The organism is Deltaproteobacteria bacterium (assembly GCA_020845895.1).
GTDB lineage: Bacteria > Lernaellota > Lernaellaia > JACKCT01 > JACKCT01 > JADLEX01.
Genome location: JADLEX010000114.1, coordinates 1 through 13,420, shown reverse-complemented (window position 1 = coordinate 13,420; position 13,420 = coordinate 1). Strand labels below are relative to the sequence as shown.

The 13,420-nt window shown below is 64.8% G+C and carries 12 protein-coding genes; 9 read left to right on the top strand and 3 right to left on the bottom strand.

Annotated features, from left to right (window positions below):
- Positions 1 to 63 precede the first annotated feature (63 nt).
- Together IT350_15570 and IT350_15565 are read left to right on the top strand one after the other, a co-directional pair.
- Entirely contained in the window at positions 64 to 2,097 is a 2,034-nt protein-coding gene (locus IT350_15570) for an FAD-dependent oxidoreductase (GenBank protein ID MCC6159469.1), read from the top strand.
- Between the two features lie 64 nt (positions 2,098 to 2,161).
- On the top strand, positions 2,162 to 3,733 hold the full coding sequence (locus IT350_15565; GenBank protein ID MCC6159468.1) for a cellulase family glycosylhydrolase: 1,572 nt from the start codon (positions 2,162 to 2,164) through the stop codon (positions 3,731 to 3,733).
- A 12-nt stretch (positions 3,734 to 3,745) separates the two neighbouring features.
- On the opposite strand, the gene IT350_15560 is transcribed toward IT350_15565, so the two are convergent.
- A complete protein-coding gene (locus IT350_15560; protein MCC6159467.1) occupies positions 3,746 to 5,122 on the bottom strand; it encodes a hypothetical protein in 1,377 nt (458 codons plus the stop codon).
- Between the two features lie 148 nt (positions 5,123 to 5,270).
- On the opposite strand from IT350_15560, the gene IT350_15555 reads away from it, so the two are divergent.
- A complete protein-coding gene (locus IT350_15555) occupies positions 5,271 to 5,828 on the top strand; it encodes a hypothetical protein (protein ID MCC6159466.1) in 558 nt (185 codons plus the stop codon).
- Entirely contained in the window at positions 5,828 to 7,162 is a 1,335-nt protein-coding gene (locus IT350_15550; protein ID MCC6159465.1) for a HEAT repeat domain-containing protein, read from the top strand. Before IT350_15555 ends, IT350_15550 begins: the two co-directional genes overlap by 1 nt.
- On the opposite strand, the gene IT350_15545 is transcribed toward IT350_15550, so the two are convergent.
- Positions 7,151 to 7,564, bottom strand: coding sequence for a hypothetical protein (locus IT350_15545; GenBank protein MCC6159464.1), 414 nt, complete (start codon positions 7,562 to 7,564; stop codon positions 7,151 to 7,153). The genes IT350_15550 and IT350_15545 overlap by 12 nt on opposite strands.
- A gap of 70 nt (positions 7,565 to 7,634) precedes the next feature.
- Between IT350_15545 and IT350_15540 the strand changes: the two genes are divergently transcribed.
- Entirely contained in the window at positions 7,635 to 8,531 is an 897-nt protein-coding gene (locus IT350_15540; GenBank protein ID MCC6159463.1) for a decaprenyl-phosphate phosphoribosyltransferase, read from the top strand.
- An 18-nt stretch (positions 8,532 to 8,549) separates the two neighbouring features.
- Here IT350_15540 and IT350_15535 read toward each other — a convergent pair whose 3' ends face one another.
- Positions 8,550 to 8,783, bottom strand: coding sequence for a hypothetical protein (locus IT350_15535; protein MCC6159462.1), 234 nt, complete (start codon positions 8,781 to 8,783; stop codon positions 8,550 to 8,552).
- A 51-nt stretch (positions 8,784 to 8,834) separates the two neighbouring features.
- Between IT350_15535 and IT350_15530 the strand changes: the two genes are divergently transcribed.
- The 4 genes from IT350_15530 to IT350_15515 form a co-directional block, all read left to right on the top strand.
- Positions 8,835 to 10,109 (top strand): ammonium transporter, encoded by a 1,275-nt coding sequence (locus tag IT350_15530; GenBank protein MCC6159461.1) that lies wholly within the window; start codon positions 8,835 to 8,837, stop codon positions 10,107 to 10,109.
- A gap of 13 nt (positions 10,110 to 10,122) precedes the next feature.
- On the top strand, positions 10,123 to 10,464 hold the full coding sequence (locus tag IT350_15525; protein ID MCC6159460.1) for a P-II family nitrogen regulator: 342 nt from the start codon (positions 10,123 to 10,125) through the stop codon (positions 10,462 to 10,464).
- 53 nt (positions 10,465 to 10,517) lie between these two features.
- Positions 10,518 to 11,693: a hypothetical protein gene (locus IT350_15520; GenBank protein MCC6159459.1), complete on the top strand. Its 1,176-nt coding sequence runs from the start codon at positions 10,518 to 10,520 to the stop codon at positions 11,691 to 11,693.
- An 811-nt stretch (positions 11,694 to 12,504) separates the two neighbouring features.
- The coding region (locus tag IT350_15515) for a hypothetical protein (GenBank protein MCC6159458.1) at positions 12,505 to 13,420 on the top strand (916 nt) is incomplete at its 3' end.

The following is a 13,420-nucleotide window of genomic DNA, read 5'->3' as shown; positions in this document are numbered from 1 at the left end:
GATATAAGGACACCGACATCCGTTTCGGAAGTCCGCGATGCACATTTCCCTGGGGATCACGCCATGACGCACCTTCCCTCCACCTGCGACCGACTTTTTTCGCCGCTTCGCATCAAAAACGTCACGCTCAAGAACCGCATCGTGATGACCGCGATGCACCTCAATTACACGCCGCAGCAGGTCGTGACCGACCAGCTCATCGACTTCTACCGCGAGCGCGTGGCGGGCGGCGTCGGCCTCATCATTGTCGGCGGGTGCCCGATCGACGTCGAAGGCGGCATGCCGCTGATGATCGGCGCGCACGAGGACCGCTTCATCCCGGGGCTCGCGCGATTCGTGGAGGAGATGAAGAAGACCGACCCCACCGTGATCCTCGGCGCCCAGCTCTATCACGCAGGGCGCTATGCCATGTCCTGGCTCACGGGCATGCAGCCGGTCGCGCCGTCGGCTTTCGGCTCCGACTTCAACCCCGAAACGCCGCGCGCGCTGGAACTCGCCGAGATCCCCGTGTTCCAGCAGCGGTTCGCCGACGCCGCCGCGCGCATCAAGGCCGCGGGCTTCGACCTCGTCGAGATCATCGGCAGCGCGGGTTATCTCATTCCGCAGTTTCTTTCGCCCGTGACGAACAAGCGCGAGGACGAATACGGCGGCTCGTTCGAGAACCGCGCGCGATTCGGCGTCGAGACGATCCGCCGCGTCCGCGTGGCGGTCGGCGACGACTACCCCATCTTCATGCGCGTCGCGGGCGCGGACCTCGTGCCGGGCGGGCACACCAATGTCGAATCCGCGGAGGCGTGCGTGCTCTTCGAGCAGGCGGGCGTGGACGCCTTCGACGTGACCGGCGGCTGGCACGAGTCGCGCGTGCCGCAGCTCACCATGGGCGTGCCGCGCGGCGCGTTCGTGCACCTCGCGCACGGCATCAGGCAAAAGGTCGGCGTGCCCGTCGTCGCGTGCAACCGCATCAACGATCCGCGCATCGGCGAGGACATCCTGCGTCAGGACCTCGCCGACCTCGTCGGCATGGCGCGCGCGTCCATCGCCGATCCCGAGTTTCCGAACAAGGCGCGCGCGGGAAAATTCCACCTCATCCGCAAATGCATCGGATGCAATCAGGGCTGCTTCGACCACGTCTTCACCGGCGAGGACGTGAACTGTCTGGCGAACTATCGCGCCGGGCGCGAGGGGCGATTCTCCGCCGCGACGCACGTCGCGACACCCAAGCGCGTCGTGGTCGTCGGTGGCGGGCCCGCCGGGTGCGAGGCCGCGCGCGTGGCCGCCGAGCGCGGTCACCGTGTCACGCTCTTCGAAAAATCCGACCGGCTCGGCGGGGCGCTGCACCTGTGCGCCGCGCCTCCGGGACGCGCGGAGTTTCTCGAACTCGCGGACTACCACCGGCACGCGCTCACGGATCTCGGCGTCGACGTCCGCCTCGGCGAGGAGGCCGACGTCGGCCTCGTCCGCTCGCTCGCGCCCGACCTCGTGCTCGTCGCGACCGGCACGCGCCCGGTGGTTCCCGCGTTTGCCCGCGACGCGAAGTTGGCGAACGTCTTTCTCGCGCGCGACGTGCTGCTCGGGCGAGTGCGTTGTTACGGCGACACGGTCATCGTGGGCGGCGGCGCGGTGGGCTGCGAGACGGCCCTATTCCTCGCGCACGAGGGCATGCCCTCCCCCGAGATCGCCGCGTTCCTGATCGAGTCGAAGGCCGAGAGCGCCGAGCGCGTGAAGGACTTGCTGAATCGCCCCGTGCGCACCGTGTCGATCGTCGAGATGCTGGGCAAAGTGGGCGAGGACATCGGCAAGTCCACGCGCTGGACGATGATGCAGGACCTCAAGCGCCTGCGCGTCGATGTGCGTAAGAAGACCAAGGTGCTGGCGATCGAGGCCGAGGGCGTGCGCGTGCAGTCGCCCGAAAGTATCGAAGAATTGATCCCGTGCAAAAACGTCGTGATCGCCGTGGGCCACGTGGCGGATAACGCGCTGGTCGAGCAGTTCACCGACGCCGGCTTGCCGGTTCAGGCGATCGGCGATGCCAAGGCCCCGCGCCGCGCCATCGACGCCATCGAGGACGGATTTCAGGCCGCGTGGGCGATTGCGTAGGAGACGCATTCCTTCCGCCCCGCCGCGCGGATATCATCGACGCACCGTGACGGAGGTCGGATCGATGCGTGGTCGGATTTACGGGCGATACGGCATGGTTTTCGTTCTAGCGCTGTTGTGTCTGATTGGAGTCGCTTGCGCCGACGGATCGGACGGCGACAATGATTCGAATGTCGATGACGATATGGAGGATGATGACGCGGGCGACGACGATGTGTCGGACGACGACGCGGACGACGACACGTGGCCGCCCCTGCCGGACGACGATGCGACAGATGACGACACCGACAACGAAGACTGGAAATACATCCGCGACGAACAGGGCCGCGCGCTGATCCTGCACGGCTGCAACTTCGACGGAAACGCCAAGGGCGAATCCGGTCTGCCGAACCGCACCGAGCAGGAAGCGCTCGATTTCGGCGCGGTCTATGGCTTCAACTTCATGCGCTACCTGATCTTCTGGGCGCGCATCGAGGAACAGCAGGGCGTTTACAACGACGCCTACCTCGACGCAGTGGAGGACTGGCTCGACACGCTCGCCGACGCGGGGATGTATGTCGTGCTCGACATGCACCAGGACGTTTGGGGGCCCTTCGCGAGCGATCCCAATCGCAATGAGGACTCGGACGGCGCGCCCGAGTGGGCCACCATGACCGATGGCATGCCGTTCGTCGACTTCGCGACGATGCTGGGCAACTGGGCGTTCAACTACCTCTCCCCCGACATCATGCGCGCGTGGGACAACTTCTGGGATTACGACGCGCACCCGGAACTGCAGGACGCCTACGGCGCGATGTGGGCGCATGTCGCCGATCGATTCAAGGACCATCCCGCTGTTTTGGGCTACGACATCATGAACGAGCCGTGGCAGGGCAGCGGACTACTGCGTTATCGGCAGTTCGACGAAACGGTCTACACGCCGTTTCTACAACGCGTGATCGACGCCATCCGAGAGGCCGATCCCGAAGGTTGGATCTTTTACGAACCCAACGCCTTCATCGCCAATCAGGCCGGGCCGTCGTACATCGCGGAGCTGGCCGATCCGCGCGCGGGCGAGGCGCGTCTCGCGTATTTCCCGCACCTGTATCCGTTGCTCATCGACGTGACCGGTGGGTACGTGCCCGAGGTCGATCACGCGCTGCCGCGTTGGGAGACCCTGCGCACGAACGAGGCCGCCGCGCACCGCGTGCCCGTGCTCGCGGGCGAATGGTCGATGCTGCGCTGGACGGACGACGCCAATCGCGCCCTCTGGGAAAACACCGCGTTGCGTATGCTCGAGCGCACGACGAGCGGATGGACGTTTTGGGACTGCGGGTTCTTCCTGTCAGGCGACGAGGCGCACCACGCGCGCATCGCGTCGATCTATCCTCGCGCCGTGGCCGGCACGCCGATTTCCTACGGATACGACGACACGACGGGCGTCTTCACGCTCGTATTTCGGAACCGCGAGGGCACGACCGGGCCGACCGAGATCTACCTGTCCGAGGAACGCAATTATCCGGACGGCTGGACCCTCGACGTCAGCGACGGGGGCGACACGTGGTCGTGGGATCTCGACGAAACGACCGGCGTGATGTCGATCTGGACGAACCCCGCCGAGGCGGAGCACACGATTGTGATCGCACCGGCGGAATAGGCGCGCCGCGCATCACGGCATCGTGCGTGCGATTTTTTCGACATCGATCTCGTATACGCCGAGCGCGCTGGTGCCGTAGAGTTTTCGTTGCGCGGCATCGAGCGTCAGCCCGCGCGCACGACGCCCGACGAACGCACTCCACGTCACCGCGCCGGTTTCAGCATCGACACGCATCAGCCGCCCCGTGGAATAGCTCGCGACGAAGAGAGAATCGGACGCGGAATCGTGAACGAGCGGATACACCCCCGTCGGCGCGGGCAGCGAACGCACCGGGCGCAGATCCGCGAGATCCAGCACTTCGATCGAACCGGGCAGCGGGTGCGCGAGGTAGAGCACGCCGCGCCGCTCATCGACGACGATCGAGCGCGTCGGCGCGAAACCGAGCGACGCCTCGCGGCGGATCGCAAGCCGGTCGAGATCGATCTCGACGACGCGGTTGAATGGGCTCATCAGGTTCGATGCCGCCCAGGCGGCGCCCCGCTCCTCGCTGACGGCCATGTCCGCGGCGAGCAGCCGGCCGAGATTCGCCGACGGCACCACGGGATAGAGTCCCTCGAAGCCCCAGCGCGTCACCATGGGGTGGCGCTCGCCGAGCATGAAGAACGAGCGGCCCTCGCGATCGGGGATGAAGAGAATCGGACGGCGGATCGGCGCGTCGGCGACGGGCGCGAGCGTGTCGAGGTCGTAGGCGACGAGCTTGCCGATGCGAAAATGCCCGACGATCAGGCGGCGGCGCTCGGCGTCGATCGCCATCCCCTGCGCGGGCGTCGCGCCGATCGGCGTGATTGCTCCCGTCGCGGGATCGAGCGCGAAGACGCCGTCGCGCTTCGATTCCCAGTCGAACCCGCGCGAGACGAAGAGCCGCGGTCGCGTGGGGTCGAGACGCACGTGGCGGATGTGGTCGTACTCGGGCCGCGTGCGCGCCTCGAAGACGAGCCGTCCGGCGTCGCCGAGCGAATCGAGCATCCGCGTAAGGTCGCCCTCGCCGGGCGGAAGCATCGTCCAAAGCGTGCACGTCGCCATCCCCGCCGCGAAGACGAGCGCGGCCGTGAGCACCCGCACGAACGGCCTCAGTCGCAGGACCACGACCGCCGCCGCGATCGCAACGATGGTCGCGACGCACGCCCAGGGATAGGCGTCGAAATACAGGATCGCGGGCGGCGTCCACACGGGCAGGAGCGCCGCGCCGAGGATCGCAGTGGAGACCGGTCCGCCGCGCCGCCAAAGCAGATACATCGCGCCCGTCAACGCCGCCGCGACCAGAATATCGGCCGGCATCATCGCGGCGAACAGAAAGACGTGCGCGGGCGCGAAGAGCGCGAACTGCGCCGCGCACAGGATCAGGAGGGCGCGTCGCGCCGGTGTTTCGGGATGAAGCGGGAATTTCATCGGGATCGAATCCGCTGCGATGATGTCCGGTCGTGCGTCGGATGATACCGGCTCGCGCGCCCGATGGGAAACCACCACGGGCCGAATCGCCCGCAATCTTGACGCCGGGCGCGTCGGGGGCTATCCCCATCGAGGACGGGGGAATCGCATGGGCGCGGAATATCGTGAGCGCTGTAGGCGGGTAATCGAGATCGCGGCCGAGGTCGAGGCCGAGGGCAGGCCGCCGACGGCCGAGGACATCGGCGAGCGCGCGGGCTGGTCGGTCGAATACACGCTGTGGATCGTGCATCGCCTCTCCGACCACGGCGTGCTGTCGATTATTCCTTCGTCGTTTGAGGACCGATTCGCGGTCGAGGACGAGGACCTGATCGAAACCGCGCCCGATCCCGACGACGAGCCGACCATCGGCGACGCGCACGCCGAGCGGAAGAAAAAAGTGGAAGAGCACGTCGGGCAGATCGGTCAGCGGTTTTCGTCCGGCTACGTCGATCCGGAAAAATCCAAATTGTTCGACGATGTGAAGGCCCGGCTCGGCGGAACGGCGCCCGCGCGGGCGAACCCGCTCGACGGCGCGCCGCCCTCCCCCAAGCCCGCAGTGGACCCCGCGAAGAACGATCTCTTCGCGCAGCTTTCCACGCAGCTTTCCGGCAAGAGCGAGAAAAAGGAAAACCCGCTCGACGCGCTGCTGCGCAAGAAGGACGGCTGATGGCGCGCTTCCGGCGAGCGGGCGTGCGGCGCGCGTGGGCTTTTCCCATCGCATTGCTGGTCGGTGCGTGCGTTTGCGCGTTCGGTTGCGCGAAGAAAGAGTTTTTTCAGGAAGATGAGTCCTGGTTCGATACCGAGGCAACTCCCGAGCCGCCGGTGGAATTGCCCTTCACGGCGGACGTGCCGTCGCAGACGCGGGCGCTCGCCGATCCCCGCGACACCGTGCGGGCCGACGCCGCCCGCGCCCTCGCCATGACCGGTGGCCCGGCGCGTTCGTCCCTGCCCGCACTGGGGAAGGTCGCGGCGAACCAAGAAGAGTCCGTCGCGGTGCGCGTATCGGCAATCGACGCGATGGCGGCGATCGGTCCGTGGCACGAGACCGTGGTGCCGACGCTCGACGCGCTCGCGAAGGGTGGTGAGCCCAGAGTGCGTCTCGCGGCCGTGCGCGCGCTCGGCGCGATGGACAGCGAAGCCGCTCCCGCCGCGCCCACGCTGGTCGCGCTTCTGACCGAAATCGAGCTGCGCGACGAGTCGGTCGACGCGCTGGTGCGCATCGGTCCCGCCGCGGTGCCCGCGCTTTCGAAGGCGGCGGATCACCCGAACGCAGACGTGCGAGGCGCGGCGCAGGTCGCCCTCGCGCGCATTGGAACGCCCTCGGTCGCCGCGCTCGTGCAGAAGCTCAAGGACCCGCGCGATTACGAGGGCACGGTTCGCGCGCTGGCGGCGGTGGGCAAGGGCGCGATCCCCGATCTGGAAAAAGCGCTCGCGGATCGCAACGACAATCTGCGGCGCGGCGCGGCGGATGCGCTGGCCATCATGGGCCCTACGGCGCGACCGGCATCGGCCGCGATCGTGAAGACGACGAACGATCCGTCGGCCTCGGTGCGCACGGCGTCCCAATACGCGCTGGCGCGGATCGGCCCGCGCACCGGCCCCGAAGTGCGCGCGGTGATCTGGGGACTGCGCGATTCCGACGTGCGCGTGCGCAAAGCCGCGGGACTTGGGATCGAGAACCTCGCCCCCGATGCGGAGAGTCCCGCCGTGGAAGAGATCGCGAAAGCCCTGTCGGATCACCGCTGGAACGTGCGCGCCGATTGCGCGACCGCCCTCGGACGTATCGGCGAAAACGCGGGCGCGGCGACACCCTCGCTCGTCCGCGCGCTGGACGACTCCGATCCCAACGTGCGCGAACGCGCGGCGAGGTCGCTGGGGTCGATCGGCCTGACCGCAACATCCGCACTCGACGCGCTGCGCGCGCGGACGAAAGATCCACACCCCGACGTGCGCCGGGCGGCGATCGAAGCCATTGCGAAGATCGAGGAATCAGCCCGCTGAGGGATCCGCCGGCGTGGGGGACGCGTCGGCCTCGGCGGAGCCTTCTTCGCCGTCTGCCGGAAGTTCATCCAGAAACGCCTCTTCGTCTTCCGAGAATACAGCGGTCGGCGGTTCGCCCGCGGCCGGCAGCCGCGTGCGGATTCCCAAGGGTGAGGCCGGCACCGGTGTGGGCGCGGGGGCGGCGGAGTCGGTCGCCGCGTCGCGCAACACGCGATCGAGTTCGGTGGAATCGATCGAGCCGCCGGACGCACAGGTGAGTGCTGCCCAGGCAAGGCCGAAGATCACCGCGAACAGCGCCGCCCGGCGCAGGATCGGCGCACCTTTTTTGGGATGCGAAGTTTCACTCATCTCGTGCCCATCGGGCAGTCGTCCGCCCGCGTTTTCCCCCGCGCGTTCGCCCATTCGCCTTGACCCCTGCAAGGCCGCACAGTAGCATCCCGCCGACCATGGAGCAACAAAAGCGGGCGCGAAAATGAACGTGATGGCCGTCCTGAAAGCGATGCGCCCGAAGCAGTGGATCAAGAACTTCATGGTCTTCCCGGCGCTCGTTTTTGCGGGTCATCTCACCGACCTCACCGACGTCATCGCGGTCTGCGGCGGCTTCGTCGTTTTTTGCCTGCTGTCGGGCGCGGTCTATCTGTTCAACGACATCAAGGACTACGAAAAAGACCGCCTGCATCCCAACAAGAAGTTCCGCCCCATCGCCTCGGGCGAGCTGTCGATCCCCGACGCGCGCCGCGCCATGGGGTTCGTCGCGATCGCGGCGCTCGTCGGCTCGCTCGCGCTCAACATCGTCACGACCAAGGTGGGGTTCGACTTCTTCCTGATTGCCGTGCTCTACCTCGCCCTCCAGATCGCGTACACGCTCAAGCTCAAGCATGTGGTGATTCTGGACGTGGGCTGCATCGCGGCGGGATTCGTGCTGCGGGTGCTGGCGGGCACGGCGATCATCAACGTGCCGATCGGCATGTGGATCATCGTGTGCACCACGCTGCTCGCGCTGTTCCTCGGATTCGGCAAACGGCGGCATGAACTGGTGCTGCTCTCGGGCGAGGCGGGTGAGCACCGACGGATTCTCGAAGAGTATTCGCCGTATTACCTCGACCAGATGATCGCAGTCGTCACGGCGAGCACCGTGGTTGCGTATTCGCTCTACACGATGGACGCGGCGACGATCGAAAAGCTCGGCACGACGCGCCTACCATTGACCATCCCCTTCGTCATTTACGGCATCTTCCGCTATCTCTACCTCGTCCATCAGCGGGAAGAAGGCGGCAGCCCAAGCAAAGTGCTCGTTTCAGACAAGCCGCTCCTCATCAACATCCTTCTCTGGTTCGTCGCGGTCGTCGTCCTGCTCTACACGACCTGAACCGAAGTTTCTTCAAAATTATTTCGCTCCATCGGCTGATTTGTCGACAAATACGTAGATCTCCCCCGGAAAGCCGCTCGATTGTTCCATTATCGGCCACTGATTTTCCATTTTTGTCGCACATTCGTCGTTTTCTGACCAGCGGTGAATTCCCTTCCCTCGAGAAAACGGCCACTTGGGTTCGGTTTCCCAACTTGGCACGGCGTTTGAGTATTGCGCCGCCATCGATTCGGGAATTGGACGTTCGGCCATCGCCGAATTTCCGTTGACATTCACTCGTACGATGGAGGGAGACAATCCGCCATGGAATCGACGCTCACGGCTGAGGCGGTCGCAGCGGGAGTGGACGCCCTTTGGGTCCTCCTCGCCGCAGCTCTGGTGTTTTTCATGCAGGCCGGGTTCGCGTGTCTGGAGTCCGGAATGACGCGCGCCAAGAACGGCGTGAACGTCATGATGAAGGGTTACGTGGACTTCTGTCTGACGGCCCTCGTCTTTTACGCGTTCGGTTATGCGTTCATGTTCGGCACGGGTAACGGGTTCATCGGCCTGTCGGGGTTCTTCCTGTCGGGCGATCCCTCGACGTTCAACCCGAGCAAGCTGCCGGTTCACATCTACTGGATCTTCCAAGTGGTGTTCGCCGGCGCGGGCGCGACGATTCTGGCGGGCGCCATCGCCGAGCGTTTGCAGTTCCGGGCGTACCTCGTCTACATCCTCGTCATTTCCGGGTTCCTCTACCCGATCGTCGGCCACTGGATCTGGGGCGGCGGCTGGCTCGCGAAAATGGGTTTCATGGACTTCGCGGGCTCGACCGTCGTGCATTCCGTCGGCGGTATGGCGGCACTCGCGGTGGCGTGGCTGCTCGGTCCCCGCGTGGGCAAATTCAAGCCCGACGGCACGCCCAAGGCATTCCCCGGCCACAACCTTCCCCTCGCGGGCTTGGGCACCTTCATCCTGTGGCTCGGTTGGTTCGGATTCAACGCCGGCAGCGCCCTTGCGGTCGGTGACGGCAAACTGATCGGCCTCATCACCCTCAACACCACGCTCGCGGCCTCGGCCGGCGCGATGTCGGCCATGGGATACGCCTGGGCGCGATTCGGCAAGCCCGATCTGAGCTTCACGCTCAACGGCTCGCTCGCCGGTCTGGTCGCGATCACGGCCCCGTGTGCGTTCGTTTCGCCGAATGCGTCGATCATCATCGGACTCATCGCCGGCGTGCTCGTGTGCCTCTCGGTCGCATTCATCGACAAAATCAAGGTCGATGACGCAGTCGGCGCGATCTCAGTGCACGGCACCAACGGCATCTTCGGCACCATCGCCGTCGGCCTGTGGGGCCAGAAGGCCCTTGGCCTTCCCAACGACGGACTGTTCATGGGCGGCGGGTTCTCGCAACTCGGCGTTCAGCTCATCGGAAGCGCCGCCTGCTGTCTGTTCGTGTTCGCGTGCGTCTTCGCGGTCACTTACGCGATGAAGGTGACGATCGGCATCCGCGCGCACCATCACGAGGAACAGCGCGGTCTGGACATCAGCGAACACGGCATGGAGTCGTACAGCGGCTTCCAGGTCTTCACGGTCGAATAAAGGGGGCGATCCGATGAAACTCATCATTGCGTATATCCAGCCGGAGAAGCTCTCCGACGTGAAGCAGCGGCTCTACGAGAAGGAAGTCTACAAGATGTCCGTGACCAACGCCCTGGGCTGCGGTCAGCAAAAAGGGTTCCACGAGATGTACCGCGGCGTGGACATCGAAGTGAACCTGCTCAAAAAGGTGCGGCTCGAGATCGCGGTCAACGACGATTTCGTCAAGCCGACGGTGGACGCGATCGTTGCCGGGGCGCGCTCCGGCAAGATCGGCGACGGAAAGATCTTCATCCTCGACCTGCCGGAGTGCATCCGCATTCGGACCGGCGAGACGGGAAGCGAGGCGATCGGGTAATGTTGTTCCCGGTGTATTCCATTCCAACGTGGGGGTATCGAATGCGAGTCCGAGTGACCATTGCGATCGTGATGTGCATGGCGGCGTTCGCCGCGACGGCCATGGCCGCGGACGAGGAGTCGTGGGCGGAGAGGATTTCGTTCACCGGCTACCTGGACACGCGCGTGCAGTTCTATACGTGGACGCCGGACGTGGACGAGTCGGTCGCCGAAGCCATCTCGTCGTCCGACATCAAGGTCTTCGAGGCCGCGGTGGCCCCGCACGTGGACATCAACGATTACGTCACGGCCGACGCGGTCTTCTACTACGTCGATTGGTCGAACGGCGACCACACGGGCCGCACCGAGAGCCTGACGATCGACGAGTTCTACCTGATCACGAAATACGCCTTCAACAAGGGCGACGGCGGCGAGATCTGGGCCAAGATGGGCAAGTACTATCCGCCGGTCGGCGACTTTACCTCCTGGGGCCCCGGCTACACGCGGGTGCAGGATCTGTTCTGGACGCGGGCGAGCGGTCTGGGCGTCGGGTACACGCACAAGTTCGCCACCGTGTCGGCCCACGTGTTCAACGGCAATTTCGACACCGTGCAGGATGACAACGGCGCGGCCGACCCGGGCGACGACACGATCGGCGACGTTGCCGCGGCGCTGGCGGTGTATCCGCTCGCGAACCTCGACGACCAGGTGCTGGAAATCGGCGGCTACTACCTGTCCGACGCGACGGAGACGCTGCGTGGCGTGGGCGGCCTGCTGATGGCGCAGGACATCGCGGACACGCCGAATGACGCCACCGACGACGTGGTCCTCTACGACGCCAACGTCCCGGCCTACGGCGCGTACGCCAACGGCGTCTTCGCGGTGAACGACATGGTCGCGATCGGCGTGGCCGGCGAGTACGCCACCACCGGCGAGTTCGACGAACTCGAATACGTGGACGCGGCCGGCGAGGCCACGGCGATCTCCGCCACGCACGGCGAGCTCGCGCTGATGTTCGACAAGAAGCGCGTTCAGGTCGGCGGCAAGTACGCGGGCGTGTCGGGCCTCGATTGGCTCGGCACGGCGGGCCTCGATCCCGAGTTCGAGCCCACCACCTACACGCAGTTCGGCGGCTACGTCGGCACCGACTACATCGACGGCCTGCACCTCGCGGTGCAGTTCCTGACCGGTTCGGACAGCGACTCGAACACCGATTCGCTCGCCGAGCTCCAGGCCAAGGTCGTCTTCTAAAGGCCCCACGCCGCCCGGCCTACAGACCGAAGGTCGGGCGGTCATTCCCAAGCCCAAACGGTCTTCTCCTTCTATTCGGCCCCCACGGGACATGGCACACGTGGGGGCCCTTTTTTGCCTTTTTTCCATTCGGCATCGCCCACAAGAGTCCCTTCCGGGGCAGCACGTATGGGACCTCGACAGCATCGCCTTTGCCCGACCTCTCGTACGTCCCAACGTTTTTCTAAAATCTGTTGTTGAATGCCGGGGGCGGAGATCTAGAATTATTTCTACCACGGAAATTTGGCGATGATTTTCCTTGCGTTTCCATTTTCATAGGCGTATCGTGAAAAGAAGCGTCAGGGAGATTCGCGTTCAGATCGGAAAAGACGGGACGGGAAGACGCCGTGAGTCGAAGCAAAGGCATTTTCTTCAGATCCGAGCTATTTCCACGGGCATTCTGCCGACGCATTGAAAAACTCTCGTCGCAAGGAATTCTGTCATTCCGACCGAAGCGAAGCGGAGCGGAGGAATCCCTTAAACGATCGAAATATAAAGGGATTTCTCAACTCGGACTGACGGCCTCGCACGAAATGACAGGTCGCCTTGAGCGGTTTCGCCATTTTTCAACGACCGGCTATCCGCAATCACCCTCGCTCGGCAATGACATTTCGAGCGCGATCAAAAATCTCTCGAAAATTCAATCAGTTCAATGCTTAGAAGGGAAATTCCCGGTGCGGTTGCGCGGCTCGTGGTCCGCGCGACGACCGGTTTAACCATGGAGGAAAATGTGATGCGTGGAAGGTTTCCCTGGAGAGCGCGATGGTTGTTGATGACCCTCACATTGGCCGTTCTGGCCGTCGGCCCGGCTTACGGCGCGCAATCGGGCGATGCTGCCCGCGACCGGTTACTGCACGACAACCCCGGCGCGGCGGTCAACGACGGAAGACTGTTCGACCGTCCGTTCAGTGTGTCGGGATTTTCGCCGATCGAATCCGGCGGCGATTACTCCACGGCGTTCTTCGCGTTCGTGACCCGCAACGGCGATCTTTTGAGCGCCGGGGGGGGGGGCGAACGGATCGACGCTGACATGCTCAAGTCCGCGTTCGGCCCGGCCCAGATCGTCTATTCGTGCGACCGCGACGGCATGGAACCGTTGCCCGCGCTGATCGACGACGAGTTTTACGAACCTCGTTGCGCCGAGTTCACCATCGTCAAGTTTCCGCAGATGATCGACGGCCTGCCGTTCGTCACGCGGTCCATGCTCGCGGTCTTCGACAAGTCCGATCGACTCATCGCCGTGCAGGGAGAATTCGTCGGCGGACTGAGCCCGGACGCCGCCGCGACCGTCTCCGAGGAACAGGCCGCGGTGAGCATCGAGACCGAATTCGACGCCGATCCGAGTTCGCTCCAATATGAAAAGGTCGAACTCCAGTACCGGTATCGCGACGGAATCGTGCCGGTGTGGGCATTTTCCGGTGTGGTCGCCGGCGGACGCACCTACGCCGAGATCGCCGTGAACGCGGACTCGGGAGAGATCGTCGCAATCGACACGGGCATCGATCACGATCCGGGCGACATCGACGTCTGGGGCTACACCATCGACGACGAGGCCGCCTATCTGTGCAACGAACCGGCGCTGCGTAAGCGACGCGCACGGACTTCCTTTTCGTCGGGAACGAATCGACGCGCCTTTAACGACAACATCCACGTTTACGATCTCAAGGCCAATCCCGACTACCCGCGCG

Bases quoted from the DNA above. Each gene is read 5' to 3' on its own strand.
- IT350_15565 (MCC6159468.1), top strand. From the start codon at position 2,162: ATGCGTGGTCGGATTTACGGGCGATACGGCATGGTTTTCGTTCTAGCG.
- IT350_15550 (MCC6159465.1), top strand. From the start codon at position 5,828: ATGGCGCGCTTCCGGCGAGCGGGCGTGCGGCGCGCGTGGGCTTTTCCC.
- IT350_15530 (MCC6159461.1), top strand. From the start codon at position 8,835: ATGGAATCGACGCTCACGGCTGAGGCGGTCGCAGCGGGAGTGGACGCC.
- IT350_15545 (MCC6159464.1), bottom strand. From the start codon at position 7,564: ATGGGCGAACGCGCGGGGGAAAACGCGGGCGGACGACTGCCCGATGGG.
- IT350_15560 (MCC6159467.1), bottom strand. From the start codon at position 5,122: ATGAAATTCCCGCTTCATCCCGAAACACCGGCGCGACGCGCCCTCCTG.
- IT350_15570 (MCC6159469.1), top strand. From the start codon at position 64: ATGACGCACCTTCCCTCCACCTGCGACCGACTTTTTTCGCCGCTTCGC.
- IT350_15540 (MCC6159463.1), top strand. From the start codon at position 7,635: ATGAACGTGATGGCCGTCCTGAAAGCGATGCGCCCGAAGCAGTGGATC.
- IT350_15535 (MCC6159462.1), bottom strand. From the start codon at position 8,783: ATGGCCGAACGTCCAATTCCCGAATCGATGGCGGCGCAATACTCAAAC.
- IT350_15525 (MCC6159460.1), top strand. From the start codon at position 10,123: ATGAAACTCATCATTGCGTATATCCAGCCGGAGAAGCTCTCCGACGTG.
- IT350_15555 (MCC6159466.1), top strand. From the start codon at position 5,271: ATGGGCGCGGAATATCGTGAGCGCTGTAGGCGGGTAATCGAGATCGCG.